The sequence below is a fragment of the Streptoverticillium olivoreticuli subsp. olivoreticuli genome (assembly GCF_003391135.1).
Lineage (GTDB): Bacteria > Actinomycetota > Actinomycetes > Streptomycetales > Streptomycetaceae > Streptomyces > Streptomyces blastmyceticus.
Window position 1 is genome coordinate 2,075,140 of the sequence record NZ_CP031455.1, and the last position, 12,529, is coordinate 2,087,668.

A 12,529-nucleotide genomic window follows, 5' to 3' on the forward strand; every position below is an offset into this window, starting at 1 on the left:
TTAACCGACTTCGAGAACCAGCAGGTGAAGACCCCTTGAGGAATCCGAGGAATCCGATGTAGCGCACGGCGCCCAGAGCCGGAAGAACCCCGTGAATTCATGGACGACGGTGCTGATGCCTCCCATGAGGAGGATGACGCCGATGCCCTCCAGCAGCTTCTTCATGACCACGATCATCCTGCGGTCCCGGCGGCCGGGCATCGCCCGGAAGATGGCGGCCCACGGTCGGAAGTAGCGAGGTCACCGGGCCTTCGCCGACCAAAGTCTCCGGTCGTGCGACTTTGGTCGCGGGCCGCTCTCCGGCGCTCCCGGGGCGCTCGGCCGGTCAGTAGATTTGTGGTCATGAAAGGCGAGCGAGCTCAGGACCTGCCCCAGCCGGACGCGGCCTATCCGTGGCTGCTGCCGTCCGCCGTCATGGAGCCCCGCGCCGGTGGCGGCGGGGCGCGGCGGACCGCGCGCGACTGGGCGGTCGACATCGTCTGCCTCGCCTTCGCCGCTCTCATCGGGCTGCTCGCGGCGGACGACGCACGGGCGGCCGCGGTGTCGGACGGGGCCCTCCTCGCCGATCAGATCGTGGGGGCCGCGGCCTGCACGGCGCTGTGGCTGCGGCGCCGGTGGCCGACCGAGCTGGCCGTGGCGCTGGCAACGGTCAGCGCCGTGACGCCGTGCGCGGCGGGGGCGATGCTGGTGGCCGCGTTCACCGTGGCGGTGCACCGCCCGTTCCGCGCGGTGGCGGTGGCGGGCGGGCTGGCGATGATCAGCCAGCCGGTCCAGGCCGCGGTCCGGCCCGATCCCGGTCTGGGGTTCATGGGGTCGTCCGCGATCGGGGTGCTGCTGGTCCTCACCATGATCGGCTGGGGCATGTTCGTGCGGTCCCGGCGGCAGTTGGTGCTGTCGCTGCGCGAGCGCGCGGTGCGCGCGGAGGCCGAGGCCGAGCTGCGGGCCGAGCGGGCCCAGCGCCTCGCGCGGGAGAGCATCGCGCGGGAGATGCACGATGTGCTCGCCCACCGGCTGTCGCTGCTGTGCGTGCACGCGGGCGCCCTGGAATACCGGCCGGACGCGCCTCCCGCCGAGATGGCGCGTGCCACCGGGGTGATCCGCAGCAGCGCGCACCAGGCGTTGCAGGATCTGCGGGAGGTGATCGGGGTGCTGCGTGCCCCCGAGGGTTCCGCCGCCTCCGAGGGCACGCCCGGCGCCGGGTCCGGGCCCGCCGCCGACCGGCCGCAGCCCACCCTCGCGGCGCTGGAGGGACTGCTGGAGGAGTCCCGGCAGGCGGGCATGGCGGTCCGTCTCGACCAGCGGGTGGCCGATCCGCTGCTGGTGCCCGCGGCCACGGGTCGTACGGCCTACCGGATCGTCCAGGAAGCGCTGACCAACGCCCGTAAGCACGCCCCGGGCGCGGAGGTGGGCGTGGTCGTCGGGGGTTCACCGGAGGAGGGGCTCACCGTTGTGGTCACCAATCCGGCCGGAGTGTCGGGAGGCACGGCGGTGCCCGGATCCGGGCAGGGACTCATAGGCCTCACCGAGCGCGCCACGCTGGCCGGCGGGCGGCTGGAGCACGGGCCCGCACCCGACGGCGGGTTCCGTGTTCGCAGCTGGCTACCGTGGCCGGTATGACCACCGCGTCGACACCCCAGCCGATCCGTGTCCTGCTCGTCGACGACGACCCGCTCGTCCGGGCCGGGCTGTCGTTCATGCTGGGCGGTCCGGCCGACATCGTGATCGTGGGGGAGGCGGCCGACGGCACCGAGGTGGCCGCCCTCGTCGAGCGGCTCACACCCGATGTGGTGCTGATGGACATCCGGATGCCGTCGATGGACGGGCTGGCGGCGACCGAGCAGCTGCGTGCCCGGGAGCAGGCGCCGGAGGTCATCGTGCTGACCACGTTCAACGCGGACGAGCAGGTGTTGCGCGCCCTGCGGGCCGGGGCCGCCGGGTTCCTCCTCAAGGACACCCCGCCCGCGGAGATCGTCGAGGCCGTGCGCCGGGTGGCGGCGGGCGCGCCCGTCCTCTCCCCCACCGTGACCCGTCAGCTGATCGCCCGGGTGACGGACGGGGAGCGGACGGACACCCATGGCAGCCGGGCGCGGGCCCGGCTGGCCGCGCTGAACGAGCGGGAGCGGGAGGTCGCGGCCGCCGTCGGGCTCGGGCAGTCCAACGCGGAGATCGCGGCCGCCCTGTATATGAGCGTGGCGACGGTCAAGACACATGTCTCCCGCATCCTGACGAAGCTCGATCTCAACAACCGGGTCCAGATCGCCCTGCTCGCCCACGACGCGGACCGGCCCGGCCCGGCCTGAGGCGCTCACGGCGCCCCCGCGTCCCGCGGTTTCGCATATCGGCCCCCGATCCGCGCGCTGCCTTGCGTCCATGGGGTCGTGTTGCCCAACCGCCTGGGAACCTACATCCGGTCGACGGGCAGCTGTTACAAAACAGCAGGGAAACGGCAGGTGCCGGGTCATAGGATCGAACTCTCGATCAGGGGGTGATCAGTTCCAACCCCCGCCTTGTTCGACCGTTTGATCATTACGCGCTCTTGGCGCAGGAGAGTAGGGGGACACCTGTGCCAGGGCACATACCGCGTCGCCGTGTGCTGCAGGTCGCCGGCGGGGGCCTTGTCGTCGGAGCGGGTGCCGTGGGCGCCTGGCAGTGGCTCGCCCCCGAGGTGAAGAAGACCGGCACCGACGGCGCCCCGGTGCGTGCCGCGAAGGCGTCGACGTCCGCGTCGTTCGTCCATGTGATCGCCCACCCCGACGACTCGCTCTACTTCATGAACCCGGAGCTGGAGCAGTCCATACTCAGCGGCGCACCCGCCGTGACCGTATGCCTGACCGGCGGCGAGTCGGACGGCCGCAACGCGCTCTCGACGACGCGCGGTTTCGAGCGCATGCCGCAGAAGCGGCCGGAGTTCGTCCGTGCCCGGATCAACGGCTTCCGCGCGGCCACGGCCCAGATGGCCACCGGCAACTCCCTCAGCCCCTGGGACGTGGAGACCCTGCGTCTCCTGCCGGGCTTCGAGGTCGAGCTCCAGACGCTGCGCGCCGCCCCCCACGTCCAGTTGATCTTCGTGGAGCTGATCGAGGCGCGGGCGCTGCGGTACCCGCACAAGGACAGCCTGCGCGGTCTGTGGCTCGGGGCGACGCCCCGGCTCACCACGCTCACGCCGACGGGGACCCCGGTCACCCGCACCTTCCAGTACGGGCGCCAGCAGCTGATCGACACGCTCGCCGCCGTCTTCGAGCGCTACCAGCCGACCGTGGTCCGCACCCTCGACCCGAACCCCGCCCACCTGGCGAAGCAGCCGGAGTACCACAACGCCCCGCCGGTCCTGGACGGCATCTACAGCCACGACCACCAGGACCACACCAGCTCCGCCTTCTTCGCCCAGGCCGCCCTCGCGGAGTACTGGGGCCGCAAGCACTCCCGGCCCACCGCCGTCGAGAGCTATGTCGGCTACGAGGTCGACGTGCTGCGCAGCAACCTCGACAAGGCCACCACCGACCGCAAGATCACCTTCCTGGACATCTACGGCTGGGCCGACAACGGCAAGAACTGCGGGGACGCCGCGGGCTGCGGCGACCGCAAGGTCGGCGACCTGTCCGCCACCAAGTACCACGGCTGGTCGAGCAATTGCCGCCACCGCGCCCCGGGCACCATGCGCTGGGTGCAGCCGCTGCCCGACGGCCGGCTCGCGGCCTTCTCGATCCTCGACGGCGCCGCCCAGTGCTGGACCGAGCGCAAGGCGGGCAGCGGCATCTGGTCCTCGCCCGTCGCGGTCGGCGGCACCATGCTGGAGGGCCAGATACAGGCGGTGCGGCACGAGGACGGCAAGCTCCAGCTGTTCTCCATACGCACCGTGCTGCCCGTGAAGGGCGGAACCCACCGGCGCGAGGTCACCACCGCCCTCCAGACGGGCATGGGCCCCGGCGGCGCCCCGGCGTTCGGCCCCTGGCAGTCCCTCGACTCCCCCGAGGACGACCCCCGTCGCTCGATGGAGGTGGGCTACCCGGTCGCGGTCGTGGCCAAGGACGGCACGGTGCACGTCTTCGTACGCAACTGGGACGGCGGCATCAGCTTCCGCAGCGGCGCCGGTGGCAAGGGCTGGACGGGCTGGGCCCCGCTGCCCGCCGCCGATCCGCGGATGAAGCTCCAGGACGGTCTGGACGCCGCGCTCGACGGCGAGGGCCGGATCCACCTCGTCGCCGCCGACGTCAAGACCGTCCACCACTGGATGTCCCAGGGCCCCGGCGGGCCGCTGCAGCAGGCCGAGCCGACCCGGCTCCCCGCCACGACCGGCCCGCTGACCCTGGCCCCCCTCTCCGGTGGGGGCATGCGCATGGCGGTGCGCCAGCCGGACACCTCCCGCATCGTCGTCGCCGACCGGCTGACGGACAGCGCGGGCTGGAAGGTCGCCACGGAGTGCCCGACGGTCAGCGGCTACGGCCGCGTCGCGCTCGCCCAGGCGGGGACCGTGACCGTGCTCGCCGCGCGGGACGGCAAGGGCCTCGTCCGGCTGTCGGCCGGCTCGGGCCGCCCGGGCCCCTGGCTGGACGAGGGCATTCCGCATCGCGGCACGGCCGGGATGACCCAGGACGCCAAGGGCCGCACGGTCGCCGTCGTCCTCGGCATGGACGGCAGGCTCAGCAGCGCCCGGCACACGGGCTCGGGGAAGTCCGGGTTCACGGACTGGCTGTCGCACGACGGCACGGCCCAGGCGGACCTGGAGTCGTAGTCCCCACAGAGGAGTTCACCGCCCCGTGAGGCGGGACCGCCGCCCTTCCCCGCATCGCGGGGAAGGGCGGCGGCAGTTGTGGCTAGGCGCCCTGGTGGGCCAGCAGCCGGTCGGCCATCAGGGTGTTGACCGCCTTCTGGTGCGAGGCCAGATAGAAGTGGCCGCCCGGGAAGACGTGGAAGTCGAACGGGCCCTCGGTGTGCCCGGCCCACGCCCGGGCCTCCTCCAGGGTGACCTTGGGGTCCTCGTCCCCGGTCATCGCGGTCACCGGGCAGCGCAGCGGCTCGCCCGGCTCGTAGGTGTAGGTCTCCGCTGCGTGGTAGTCGGCGCGGATCGCCGGGAGGACCATGCGCAGGATCTCGTCGTCGCCGAGGAGCTGCGAGTCGGTGCCGCTCAGCTTCTTCAGCTCGGCGATCATGCCGTTGTCGTCCTGCTGGTGCACGGTCTCGTGCCGGTGCCTGGACGGCGCGCGGCGGGCGGAGGCGAAGAGCCCGGCGAGGACGATGCCCTTCTCCCGCTCGAAGCGGCGGGCGACCTCGAAGGCCAGCGTGGCGCCCATGCTGTGCCCGAACAGCGCCAGCGGCCGGTCGGCCCACGGCAGCAGCGCGGCGAACACCCGGTCGGCGAGGTCGGGGATGTTGTCTATGAGCGGCTCCGCGCGGCGGTCCTGGCGGCCGGGGTACTGCAGGCACAGCACGTCGACGGAGTCCGGCATGGCCTGCGACACGGGGAAGTAGAAGCTCGCCGAGCCACCGGCGTGCGGCAGGCAGACCAGCCGGGTGACGGCGTCCGGGCGCGGGTGGAACCTGCGGACCCACAGGCCGTTGTCCTCGGTGTTGTCGATCACGGGTCGGTCGTTCCTTCCAACGAAAATTCGGCATACGGAACAAACTTGATCAAGAGTGACGAACAGCCTTGTGCGGCAGGGCTCTTGCCGAGGCCCCGCCGCACACCGTCACTTCGCCACCTTATGGGGCCGTGACGTCCTGTCCGATGAGCGCGCTCAGCCGATCACTTCTTGATGGACCACTGGGCCGACTGCGACGCGAGGCCGGAGTTCAGGCCGAACTGCATCGTCTGCGCGTTGAACTTCTCGGGCACCGAGAAGACGATCCAGCCGAGGGCCTTCTGACCGACGGGCAGCTTGAGCCCGGCTTCCAGCTCGGGGCTCACGCTCGCGGACCCGAGGATGGTCCCCTTGTAGCTCTGACCCTTGTCGTCGATGGCCTTGGCGCCGTTCTGGGGGCTGTCCTCGTACTGCACCGTGCCCGTGTTGACCAGCTCGAACTGGGCGGCGACATACTTCTCGCCAGGCTTCGGCCGGCTGAATTGATTCGTCGTGGTGACCTTGTCGTTCCAGTCCTTGAAGGTGACGTCGAGCTGCTCGCCGGGCTTCATCCCCTTGAGGGTGGCCGCGGTGCCGCGCTGCTCGACCCCTCCCTCGCTCCCCTTGTCCCCCTTGCCGTTGCCGCCGTCGGCGGGCTGGGATCCCTGCCGGCCAGGGCTCTTGTCGGCAGTGGCGGGCTTGCTCGACTGACCGCCGGTGGCGTTGGTGTCCTCGTTGCACGCGGTGGCCGTGGCGGCGATCGCCATGACGGCCGCGACGGCGGCGAGTTGACGGCGCATGGTGGAAATCCCCCTGGTGAGTTCTGCTGACCGGCTCATTCTTGCGTCGCTTTTCGGCCAAGATCACCAAACGGGGGCCCTGTGGGAATCCTGTGACATGTCCGCGATGATTCCGTGGCGAGGTCACCGGCGGTCGCGCTCAGCGGATCGGCATGCCCGAGATCGTCCGCGCGATGACGAGGCGCTGGATCTCGCTCGTGCCCTCAAAAATCGTGTAAATGGCCGCATCCCGGTGCATGCGCTCCACCGGATACTCCCGGGTGTAGCCGTTGCCGCCGAGGATCTGCATCGCCTGGGCCGTCACCGTCTTCGCCGTCTCCCCCGCGAAGAGCTTCGACATCGACCCCTCCGCCGCGGTGAAGGGCCTGCCCGCGGTGGCCATCCAGGACGCGCGCCAGACCAGGAGGCGGGCGGCGTCCACCCGGGTGCGCATGTCGGCCAACTGGAAGGCGATGCCCTGGTTGTCGATGATGGGGCGGCCGAACTGGACGCGCGTCTTGGCGTAGTCGAGCGCCACCTCGTACGCGGCGCGGGCGATGCCGACCGCCTGGGCGCCGACCGCCGGGCGGGACGCCTCGAAGGTGGCCATCGCGGCGTTCGGCGAACCCGCGCCACGCTCCCCCGCCGCCCGCTCGCGCGCCCTGGCCAGCCGCTCGTCCAGCTTCTCCTTGCCGCCGAGCAGACAGTGGCCGGGGACGCGGACGCCGTCGAGGACGACCTCGGCGGTGTGGGAGGCGCGGATGCCGTGCTTCTTGAACTTCTGACCCTGGGAGAGCCCGGGGGTGCCCGGCGGGACGATGAAGGAGGCGTGGCCGCGCGAGCCCAGCTCCGGGTCGACCACGGCGACGACGACGTGGACATTGGCGATGCCGCCGTTGGTCGCCCAGGTCTTGGTGCCGTTGATCACCCATTCGTCCTTGGCCTCGTCGTAGACGGCGCGGGTGCGCATGGCCGAGACGTCCGAGCCGGCGTCGGGCTCGGAGGAGCAGAAGGCGGCCACCTTCACATCGGCCGCGTCGCCGTACATCTGCGGCACCCAGGTGCCCACTTGCTCCTCGGTGCCATTGGTGAGCACGCCGATCGCGGCGAGGCCGGTGCCCGCGATGGCGAGCCCGAGGCCCGCGTCGCCCCAGAAGAGCTCCTCCAGGGTCATGGGAACGCCCAGGCCGGTGGGGTCGAAGAACTGCTGGGCGTAGAAGTCGAGGGAATAGAGCCCGATCTTGGCCGCCTCCTGGACGACCGGCCACGGGAACTCCTCGCGCTCGTCCCACTCCGCGGCGGCCGGGCGCATCACGTCGACCGCGAAGCCATGGATCCAGTCACGAATGCCCCGCTGATCCTCGTCGAGCTCCATCATGAACTGCGTCACGACCCCTCCAACTCGTCATTACTCGCGGTAACATGAGTATGTTACCCACCAGTAGAGGTGTCAACTGCCCAACCTCCCGGATTCGCTGAGTGGGCTTGGTGTTACGTTGCGCAGGCGTTACCGGAACACAGGGGCGGGGAGGCAGGTCCTATGGAAACCAGTCAGCGGGACGATCAGCAGCGGGCGGCGGAGCGACGGCGCAAAGAGCTGCTGGAGGCCGCGGACCGGGTGGTGCTGAGGGACGGGCCGGGGGCGTCGATGAACGCCATCGCGGCCGAGGCGGGCATCACGAAGCCCATCCTCTACCGGCACTTCGGCGACAAGGGCGGCCTCTACCGCGCCCTGGCCGTACGGCACACGGACGCGCTGCTCGCGGGGCTGCGCGCCGCGCTCGACGCCCCGGCGGCCACCCGGCGCGAGCGCGTCGAGGCGACGCTCGACACGTACCTCGCGGCCATAGAGGCACGGCCGCAGGTCTACCGCTTCCTGATGCACCCCGCCGACGAGGGCCACCCCTCCGACCACGGCGAGCAGGGCTTCGACGTGGGCCGGCACTCCGCTCCACTGCTGCGCCGGCTCGGCGAGGAGCTGGCCCAGGTGATAGCCGAGCGCGTCGACCTCGGGCCGGGCAGCGACGAGCTGGCGCGCGCGTGGGGGCACGGCATCGTCGGCATGATGCACGCGGCGGGTGACTGGTGGCTGCGCGAGCGGCCGTTCCCGCGCGCGCATCTGGTGCGCCACCTCGCGGATCTGCTGTGGGGCCGGCTCGCGGCGGCGGGCGACCTGGAGGGCGGGCCGGGTTTCTGACCGGGGCTCAAGCGCCGGACGGGCCTGGATGTGCCGCAGGTCGAGGATCAGGTGCGGCACATCCAGCCCGTCCGGCCCGCACGGTCAACCGGTCAGGCTGCAGCCCAAGGCGCCCTCCGGGCAGCCCGCAGCGCCCGGTAGCGGCGCAGGCCGGTGAGGTGGTCGAGGTACAGGCCGCCGTCGAGGTGGTCGCACTCGTGCTGGAGGCACCGGGCGAAGAACCCGGTGCCGCGCGCGTGGACCGGCGCCCCGTCCGCGGTGAAGCCCTCCACCTCGGCGTGGTCGAAGCGCGGGGTGCCCGCCTCGATGCCGGGCACGGACAGACAGCCCTCGGGGCCGCGGACCGTGACGCCGTCGGCCACCACCAGCCGGGGGTTGACGAGGTGGCCGAGGTGACGGCGGTCCTCGTCGTCCGGGCAGTCGTAGACGAAGACCCGCAGCGGGACGCCGATCTGGTTGGCGGCCAGGCCCACGCCCTCGGCCGCGTACATCGTGGCGAACATGTCCTCGATGAGTTTCGCGAGGTCGGGACCGAAGTCCGTGACCTCCTCGCACGGTGCGCCGAGACCCCGGTCGCCGAGCAGCCGCATGGGCCGCACCTGTCCTGCACTGCCGGGAATCGAGCCTGTTCGCATGGGGTCAAGCGTACGTTCCGGGGACTCTGGGTTCGGGCCCGCGGCCGGATCTCGATAGGCTGAGCCCCGACCGAAGCCTCCTGGCTGGCGATTCGGCGCGGAGGGGGCGTTCCACCGGCGGACCAGGGACAGGCAGCGGCGCCGGATGCAAGGAGGATCTAGGACGATGGCAGGCAACACGGGGCCGCTGTCGCCGCGGGCCAAGCTGGCCGTGACGGCGGGCAAGGCTGCTGCGGCGGTGTCGCGAGCCGCGGGCCGCGGCAGCGGATCGGTGATCGGCGGCAAGGTCGCGCTCAAGCTCGACCCCGATCTGCTGGCCCGGCTGGCGACCCACCTGGACGTGGTCCTGGTGTCCGCCACCAACGGCAAGACGACCACGACCCGGCTGATCGCCGAGGCGCTGCGGGCCAGCGGCCCGGTGGTCTCCAACGCGCTGGGCGCGAACATGCCGGCCGGCATCACCTCCGCCCTCGCGGGCGGCTCGGACGCGCGCTACGGCGTGATCGAGGTGGACGAGAAGTACCTGGCGGGAGTCGCCCGGGATGTCTCGCCCAAGGCCATAGCGCTGCTGAACCTCTCGCGCGACCAGCTCGACCGGGCCGCGGAGACGCGCATGCTCGCCGAGCACTGGCGCGAGGGCCTGGCGGGCACGAAGGCCGTGGTGATCGCGAACGCCGACGACCCGCTGATCGTATGGGCCGCCTCCTCCTCGCCGAACGTGGTGTGGGTGGCGGCCGGCCAGGAGTGGAAGGACGACGCCTGGTCGTGCCCGTCGTGCGGTGGCGTGATGCAGCGCCCCGGCGACGACTGGTTCTGCGGCGAGTGCGGTTTCCGCCGGCCGACCCCGAGCTGGGCGCTGTCGGGCGACTACGTCCTCGACCCGCACGGCAGCGCGTGGCCGATCCACCTGCAGCTGCCGGGCCGGGCCAACAAGGCGAACGCCACCACGTCGGCGGCCGTCGCAGCCACCTTCGGGGTGCCGCCGCAGGTCGCGCTGGAGCGGATGTACCAGGTGCAGGCGGTCGCGGGCCGGTTCGACGTGGTGTCGTTCCTGGGCCGTGACGTCCGGCTGCTGCTGGCGAAGAACCCGGCCGGCTGGCTGGAGACCTTCTCCCTCATCGACGGACCGCCGGCCCCGGTGATCCTCGGCGTGAACGCGCGCGGCGCGGACGGCACCGACACCTCGTGGCTGTGGGACGTCGACTACACCCGCCTCGCCGGGCACCCGATCTTCGTGATCGGCGACCGCAAGCTCGACCTCGCGGTGCGGCTGGAGGTCGCGGGCCTGGACTTCCGGGTCTGCGAGACCGTCGACGAGGCGGTGCAGTCCGCGCCGCCCGGCAGGATCGAGCTGATCGCGAACTACACGGCGTTCCAGGACGTGCGCCGTCGCGTAGGCAACTGAAGACCCCACAAAAGCACCGAAGGATTGTGAGCATGAGCCAGAACAGTCTGCGTGTGGTGTGGGTCTACCCCGACCTGCTCAGCACCTACGGCGACCAGGGCAACGCCCTGGTCCTGGAGCGGCGCGCGCGCCAGCGCCGCCTGGACGTCCAGCGGGTGGACATCCGCTCCGACCAGCCCATCCCGACCTCGGGTGACATCTACCTGATCGGCGGCGGCGAGGACCGTCCGCAGCGGCTGGCGGCCGAGCGGCTGCGCCGTGACGGCGGTCTGAACAGGGCCGTCGCCAACGGCGCGATCGTCTTCTCGGTGTGCGCCGGCTACCAGATCCTGGGCAACGAGTTCATCAACGACCTGGGCCAGCGCGAGCAGGGCCTGGGGCTGCTGGACGTCGTGAGCACCCGCGGCGAGGCCGAGCGGTGCGTCGGTGACGTGCTGGCCGACATCGACCCCCGGCTGGGCCTGCCCCCGCTGAGCGGCTTCGAGAACCACCAGGGCATCACCCATGTCGGCCGGAACGCGCGGCCTCTCGCGCAGGTCCGGATCGGCAGGGGCAACGGCACGGGCGACGGCACCGAGGGCGCGTACAACGACACCGTCTTCGGTACGTACATGCACGGCCCGGTCATGGCCCGCAACCCGCACATCGCGGACATGCTGATCAAGCTGGCGCTGGACGTCAACGCCCTGCCGCCGGTCGACGACCGCTGGTACGAAGCGCTGCGCGACGAGCGGATCGCGGCGGCGACCCAGCCCGCGTAGTACGCGGTACGGGCCGTTCGGCCCGTATGACGGACGGTTGTGTTCCCCGCCACCCACCGCTTGTAGGGTGGCGGGGATCCAGCCGGACGACGGGGTCCGGTCTCCGGCCCCTGTTGTGAAGGTTCCCTGTCATGCGCATTGGTGTACTCACCTCCGGTGGCGACTGCCCCGGTCTGAACGCCGTCATCAGGTCCGTCGTGCACCGCGCCGTGGTCGACCACGGCGACGAGGTCATCGGTTTCCACGACGGCTGGCGGGGGCTGCTGGAGGCCGACTACCGCAAGCTCGACCTGGACTCCGTGGCGGGCATCCTCGCCACCGGCGGCACGGTCCTGGGCTCGTCGCGGGTGCAGCCCGCGCAGCTGCGGGACGGGGTCGAGCGGGCCAGGGGCCATGTCGCCGACCTCGGTCTCGACGTCGTCATCCCGATCGGCGGCGAGGGCACGCTGAAGGCGGCGCGGCTGCTGTCGGACGCCGGGCTGCCCGTCGTGGGCGTCCCGAAGACCATCGACAACGACATCGCGTCGACCGACGTGACCTTCGGCTTCGACACGGCCGTGGGCGTCGCCACGGACGCCCTGGACCGGCTGAAGACGACCGCCGAGTCGCACCAGCGCGTACTGATCGTCGAGGTCATGGGCCGCCACACGGGGTGGATCGCCCTGCACTCGGGCATGGCCGCGGGCGCGCACGCCATCGTCGTACCGGAGCGGCCCTTCGACATCGACGAGCTGACCGAGGTCGTCGGCCGCCGCTTCGAGGACGGCAAGCGCTTCGCGATCGTGGTGGTCGCCGAGGGCGCCAAGCCGCGCGAGGGCTCGATGGCCTTCGAGATCGGCGCCACGGACGTGTACGGACACGAGCGCTTCGCGGGCGTGGCCCGGCAGCTCGCCGGTGAGCTGGAGCGGCGCCTGGGCAAGGAGGCCCGCCCGGTGATACTCGGCCATGTGCAGCGCGGCGGTACGCCCACGGCGTACGACCGGGTGCTCGCGACGCGGTTCGGCTGGCACGCGGTGGAGGCCGCGCACCAGCGGGCGTTCGGGATGATGACGGCGCTGCGCGGCACGGACATCACGCTGGTGCCGCTGGCGGAAGCGGTCGAACGGCTCAAGACGGTGCCGCACGAGCGGTACGCGGAAGTGGAGTGCGTGCTCTAGCCGCTCCCGGCGGCCGCCGCCGCAAGCCGCCCCCGCC

General features: G+C 71.8%; 12 protein-coding genes. 7 read left to right on the forward strand and 5 right to left on the reverse strand.

Going from position 1 to position 12,529, the window contains the following annotated elements; genetic code table 11:
- Positions 1 to 165 carry a hypothetical protein gene (locus tag DXZ73_RS38000; RefSeq protein ID WP_162890121.1) on the reverse strand — a complete coding sequence of 55 codons (165 nt, stop codon included), beginning with the start codon at positions 163 to 165 and terminating at the stop codon, positions 1 to 3.
- A 177-nt stretch (positions 166 to 342) separates the two neighbouring features.
- On the opposite strand from DXZ73_RS38000, the gene DXZ73_RS08670 reads away from it, so the two are divergent.
- The 3 genes from DXZ73_RS08670 (at position 343) to DXZ73_RS08680 (ending at position 4,732) form a co-directional block, all read left to right on the forward strand.
- Positions 343 to 1,617: a sensor histidine kinase gene (locus tag DXZ73_RS08670; RefSeq protein WP_116210434.1), complete on the forward strand. Its 1,275-nt coding sequence runs from the start codon at positions 343 to 345 to the stop codon at positions 1,615 to 1,617.
- A complete protein-coding gene (locus tag DXZ73_RS08675; protein WP_116210435.1) occupies positions 1,614 to 2,300 on the forward strand; it encodes a response regulator in 687 nt (228 codons plus the stop codon). The genes DXZ73_RS08670 and DXZ73_RS08675 overlap by 4 nt, the downstream gene beginning before the upstream one ends.
- A 290-nt stretch (positions 2,301 to 2,590) precedes the next feature.
- On the forward strand, positions 2,591 to 4,732 hold the full coding sequence (locus DXZ73_RS08680) for a PIG-L family deacetylase (protein ID WP_240351272.1): 2,142 nt from the start codon (positions 2,591 to 2,593) through the stop codon (positions 4,730 to 4,732).
- 82 nt (positions 4,733 to 4,814) lie between these two features.
- On the opposite strand, the gene DXZ73_RS08685 is transcribed toward DXZ73_RS08680, so the two are convergent.
- The 3 genes from DXZ73_RS08685 to DXZ73_RS08695 form a co-directional block, all read right to left on the reverse strand.
- Positions 4,815 to 5,579 carry a thioesterase II family protein gene (locus DXZ73_RS08685; RefSeq protein ID WP_116210437.1) on the reverse strand — a complete coding sequence of 255 codons (765 nt, stop codon included), beginning with the start codon at positions 5,577 to 5,579 and terminating at the stop codon, positions 4,815 to 4,817.
- A 164-nt stretch (positions 5,580 to 5,743) separates the two neighbouring features.
- Entirely contained in the window at positions 5,744 to 6,358 is a 615-nt protein-coding gene (locus DXZ73_RS08690; RefSeq protein ID WP_162890122.1) for a DUF4352 domain-containing protein, read from the reverse strand.
- Between the two features lie 139 nt (positions 6,359 to 6,497).
- The gene (locus DXZ73_RS08695; RefSeq protein ID WP_425315905.1) at positions 6,498 to 7,715 is read right to left on the reverse strand and encodes an acyl-CoA dehydrogenase family protein; all 1,218 of its coding nucleotides are present in this window, start codon (positions 7,713 to 7,715) and stop codon (positions 6,498 to 6,500) included.
- A 162-nt stretch (positions 7,716 to 7,877) separates the two neighbouring features.
- Between DXZ73_RS08695 and DXZ73_RS08700 the strand changes: the two genes are divergently transcribed.
- Positions 7,878 to 8,534 (forward strand): TetR family transcriptional regulator, encoded by a 657-nt coding sequence (locus tag DXZ73_RS08700; protein WP_116210440.1) that lies wholly within the window; start codon positions 7,878 to 7,880, stop codon positions 8,532 to 8,534.
- A gap of 92 nt (positions 8,535 to 8,626) precedes the next feature.
- Here the strand turns inward: DXZ73_RS08700 and def are convergent, their stop codons facing one another.
- Complete coding sequence (gene def, locus DXZ73_RS08705; protein WP_116210441.1) at positions 8,627 to 9,169, reverse strand: peptide deformylase; 543 nt, start codon at positions 9,167 to 9,169, stop codon at positions 8,627 to 8,629.
- 166 nt (positions 9,170 to 9,335) lie between these two features.
- Here def and DXZ73_RS08710 point away from each other — a divergent pair, with 166 nt between their 5' ends.
- From DXZ73_RS08710 to DXZ73_RS08720, 3 genes are all read left to right on the forward strand, one after another.
- Positions 9,336 to 10,574, forward strand: coding sequence for a MurT ligase domain-containing protein (locus DXZ73_RS08710; RefSeq protein WP_116210442.1), 1,239 nt, complete (start codon positions 9,336 to 9,338; stop codon positions 10,572 to 10,574).
- 32 nt (positions 10,575 to 10,606) lie between these two features.
- Positions 10,607 to 11,335 carry a type 1 glutamine amidotransferase gene (locus DXZ73_RS08715; RefSeq protein WP_116210443.1) on the forward strand — a complete coding sequence of 243 codons (729 nt, stop codon included), beginning with the start codon at positions 10,607 to 10,609 and terminating at the stop codon, positions 11,333 to 11,335.
- Positions 11,336 to 11,466: 131 nt separating this feature from the next.
- Positions 11,467 to 12,492 (forward strand): 6-phosphofructokinase, encoded by a 1,026-nt coding sequence (locus DXZ73_RS08720; protein ID WP_116210444.1) that lies wholly within the window; start codon positions 11,467 to 11,469, stop codon positions 12,490 to 12,492.
- The last annotated feature ends 37 nt before the right edge of the window (positions 12,493 to 12,529 follow it).

What these genes read in the sequence shown, in the direction of transcription:
- DXZ73_RS38000 (WP_162890121.1), bottom strand. Translation starts at nt 165, where the DNA reads ATGAAGAAGCTGCTGGAGGGCATCGGCGTCATCCTCCTCATGGGAGGC.
- DXZ73_RS08670 (WP_116210434.1), top strand. Translation starts at nt 343, where the DNA reads ATGAAAGGCGAGCGAGCTCAGGACCTGCCCCAGCCGGACGCGGCCTAT.
- DXZ73_RS08675 (WP_116210435.1), top strand. Translation starts at nt 1,614, where the DNA reads ATGACCACCGCGTCGACACCCCAGCCGATCCGTGTCCTGCTCGTCGAC.
- DXZ73_RS08690 (WP_162890122.1), bottom strand. Translation starts at nt 6,358, where the DNA reads ATGCGCCGTCAACTCGCCGCCGTCGCGGCCGTCATGGCGATCGCCGCC.
- DXZ73_RS08695 (WP_425315905.1), bottom strand. Translation starts at nt 7,715, where the DNA reads ATGATGGAGCTCGACGAGGATCAGCGGGGCATTCGTGACTGGATCCAT.
- DXZ73_RS08700 (WP_116210440.1), top strand. Translation starts at nt 7,878, where the DNA reads ATGGAAACCAGTCAGCGGGACGATCAGCAGCGGGCGGCGGAGCGACGG.
- def (WP_116210441.1), bottom strand. Translation starts at nt 9,169, where the DNA reads ATGCGAACAGGCTCGATTCCCGGCAGTGCAGGACAGGTGCGGCCCATG.
- DXZ73_RS08710 (WP_116210442.1), top strand. Translation starts at nt 9,336, where the DNA reads ATGGCAGGCAACACGGGGCCGCTGTCGCCGCGGGCCAAGCTGGCCGTG.
- DXZ73_RS08715 (WP_116210443.1), top strand. Translation starts at nt 10,607, where the DNA reads ATGAGCCAGAACAGTCTGCGTGTGGTGTGGGTCTACCCCGACCTGCTC.
- DXZ73_RS08720 (WP_116210444.1), top strand. Translation starts at nt 11,467, where the DNA reads ATGCGCATTGGTGTACTCACCTCCGGTGGCGACTGCCCCGGTCTGAAC.